General features: G+C 31.1%; 4 protein-coding genes. All 4 read left to right on the plus strand.

Annotated features, from left to right (window positions below):
• The first annotated feature begins 101 nt into the window (after positions 1 to 101).
• Positions 102 to 896: an amino acid ABC transporter substrate-binding protein gene (locus tag B3N22_RS14685; protein ID WP_286908322.1), complete on the plus strand. Its 795-nt coding sequence runs from the start codon at positions 102 to 104 to the stop codon at positions 894 to 896.
• A 12-nt stretch (positions 897 to 908) separates the two neighbouring features.
• Entirely contained in the window at positions 909 to 1,583 is a 675-nt protein-coding gene (locus B3N22_RS14690; RefSeq protein WP_286908324.1) for an amino acid ABC transporter permease, read from the plus strand.
• 13 nt (positions 1,584 to 1,596) lie between these two features.
• Positions 1,597 to 2,340 carry an amino acid ABC transporter ATP-binding protein gene (locus B3N22_RS14695; RefSeq protein WP_286908326.1) on the plus strand — a complete coding sequence of 248 codons (744 nt, stop codon included), beginning with the start codon at positions 1,597 to 1,599 and terminating at the stop codon, positions 2,338 to 2,340.
• A 256-nt stretch (positions 2,341 to 2,596) separates the two neighbouring features.
• Positions 2,597 to 3,025, plus strand: a 429-nt coding sequence (locus tag B3N22_RS14700; protein ID WP_286908328.1) for an ABC transporter ATP-binding protein, incomplete at its 3' end; no start/stop codon positions are given.

The following is a 3,025-nucleotide window of genomic DNA, read 5'->3' on the forward strand; positions in this document are numbered from 1 at the left end:
AGTCTAATCCTTTTATACATTAAGAAGAAAGCTCATTAGTGAATAAATACATAAACTTATGAAGAAAATAATTAGAGATAAAACATAGGAGGAAGATAGAGATGAAAAAAATACTTACATTAATACTTACGTCAATGCTTTTAGTTGGATGTACAGCAAAAGATTCTGGTGCAGCTAAGAATGGCGAAAATGCTACACTTTTAGATAAGGTTAAAAAGGCAGGAGTTATAAAAATAGGTACTGAAGGTACTTATGCACCTTTTACGTACTATGATAGTACGGGGACTTTAACTGGTTTTGATATAGACATAGCAAATGAAATAGCTAATAGGCTTGGTGTTAAAGCAGAGTATGTTGAAACAAAATGGGATGGAATGTTTGCTGGGTTAGATGCAGAAAGATTTGATGCTATAGCTAATCAAGTTGGAATAAAAGCAGAGAGAGAAGAAAAATATGACTTTTCAGATCCATATATAGTTTCAAAAGCAGTTCTTATAGTTAATAAAGATAATACAGATATTAAAACCTTTGATAATTTAAAAGGAAAAAAGTCAGCTCAAAGTTTAACTAGCAACTTAGCTGATATAGCAAGGAAGTACGGAGCAGAAATAGTTCAATCTGATGGATTTAATCAATCTATAGATTTATTAACTTCAAAAAGAGTTGATGCCACAGTTAATGATAGTTTATCATTTTATGATTTAAACAAACAAAAACCTGACTTAGGGGTAAAAATTGTGGCTGAATACGAAAATGCGGATAAGTGTGGAATAATGTTTAGAAAAAATAATAAGGAATTAGTTGATGCTGTTAATAAAGCATTAGCAGATATGAAAAGTGATGGAACATATTTAAAAATTTCAGAAAAATGGTTTGGTACAGATGTATCTAAATAGAAGGATAAGCTTATGAATTTTGATGAAAGAATAGTAAGGATAGTTAAAGATTCCTTTTTTCCATTACTTGAGGCTGGGATTAAATTTACAATACCTGTAGCTGTAATATCATTTGCACTAGGACTAATATTAGCTTTGTTTATAGCTTTAATGAGAATATCAGGAGCTTGGCTATTAGAGGGAATAGCAAAATTTTATGTATGGATAATAAGAGGGACCCCTTTATTAGTACAGTTATTTATAATTTTCTATGGATTACCTAAAATCGGAGTCATATTAGCACCACTTCCATCGGCTATTATTGGATTTACTATGAATATGGGTGCGTATAATTCTGAGGTAATAAGAGCGGCAATAATATCTATAGCTAAGGGACAATGGGAAGCTGCCTATTCTATAGGGATGACTAAAAGGCAGGCGTTAGATAGAATAATTTTACCTCAAGCTGCAAGGGTATCAATACCTCCATTATTTAATTCTTTTATAAGTTTGGTTAAGGATACATCTCTTGCAGCATCTATAACTTTAACAGAAATGTTTCAAGTTGCGCAGCGAATAACTGCAGCCACTTATGAACCTCTTGTATTATATTGTGAAGCAGCATTTATTTATCTGATGTTTTGTACAGTATTAACCTTTATTCAAGGATGGATAGAACACAGATTAGATAAGTATGTAGCTAAATAATTGGAGGAATTATATGATTAAAATAAAAGGCTTAACAAAGAGGTTTGGTGATAATTTAATCTTGAAAAATGTAAGTTTAGATATTAATAAAGGAGAAACGGTTGTTATAATAGGTCCATCTGGCTCTGGAAAAACAACTTTTCTAAGGTGTATAAACTTGCTTGAGATACCTAATAGTGGAGAGGTTAATTTAGGAGAAAACAAGATTGTTTTTAATGAGAATAGAAAGGTTAATCAAAAAGAAATACTAGAACTTAGAAAACATACTGGAATGGTATTTCAAAGTTTTAATCTTTTTCCTCATAAAACAGTTGAGGAGAATATCATAGAGGGACAGATTACTGTTCTTAAGAGAGGTAAGGGAGAAGCTATAAGTAAGTCAGATGAGTTACTTAGTAAGGTAGGGTTAAGTGATAAAAAGAAGAGCTATCCTCACGAATTATCAGGAGGGCAACAACAAAGAGTCGCAATAGCTAGAGCTATGGCCATGGATCCAGCGGTAATCTTATTTGATGAACCAACATCAGCGTTAGATCCAGAGCTCGAGGTTGAAGTTTTAAATGTAATGAAGGAGCTTGCAAAGGAAGGAATGACAATGATTGTAGTAACTCATAAAATGAGCTTTGCAAGAGATGTGGCTAATAAGGTTGTCTTTATGGATAACGGAATTATAGTTGAAGAAGGTACACCAAATTATATATTTAAAGAGTCAAAAAACGAACGTTTAAGACAGTTCTTAAACATAATAAATGATTAGTGTAATTGATATATTAATTAAAATACACTTAAATATATAATGAATTAATAAGTGGTGAGAAAAATATTTTATGATTTATTAAAAACATATTGGCAATATTAATACTCATATGCTATACTAATAGTATTAACAAAGGCGTTTTCAGTAACATGAAAGCGCCTTGTTTTTTATTATTGAATATATATAGACAATGAAGTCAATTTCTTTATTTCAAGAAATTGGCTTTTTCTGTTTAATTAAGATAAGGTGGTGCAAGATGAAAAAAGTAATTATTAAACTAGAACATGTTGATAAATGTTTCGAAAAAAATCATATAGTTAAGGATTTATGTTTGGAAATTTATGAAGGTGAATTTTTAACAATGCTTGGACCCTCAGGATGTGGAAAAACTACTACCTTAAGAATGTTAGCAGGTTTTGAGGATTCAACTAATGGAATTATAAGTGTTGAAGGAGAGGATGTTCGTAATAAGGCTCCTTATGAAAGAAATTTAAACACAGTTTTTCAAAACTATGCACTTTTTCCTCATATGAATATTTATGATAATGTTGCCTTTGGGTTAAGTATGAAGAAGGTAAACAAGGTGGAAATTAAGGAAAGAGTCAAGGAAATGTTGGAGCTAGTTCAGCTTAAAGGGTTTGAGAAAAGAAAACCAGATCAACTTTCAGGAGGTCAAAAGCAAAGA

The sequence above is a fragment of the Clostridium sp. UBA1652 genome, assembly GCF_002320975.1.
GTDB lineage: Bacteria > Bacillota > Clostridia > Clostridiales > Clostridiaceae > Clostridium_T > Clostridium_T intestinale.

Excerpts from the sequence above, each read along its gene's own strand:
- B3N22_RS14685 (WP_286908322.1), top strand. The coding sequence starts at position 102 with ATGAAAAAAATACTTACATTAATACTTACGTCAATGCTTTTAGTTGGA.
- B3N22_RS14690 (WP_286908324.1), top strand. The coding sequence starts at position 909 with ATGAATTTTGATGAAAGAATAGTAAGGATAGTTAAAGATTCCTTTTTT.
- B3N22_RS14695 (WP_286908326.1), top strand. The coding sequence starts at position 1,597 with ATGATTAAAATAAAAGGCTTAACAAAGAGGTTTGGTGATAATTTAATC.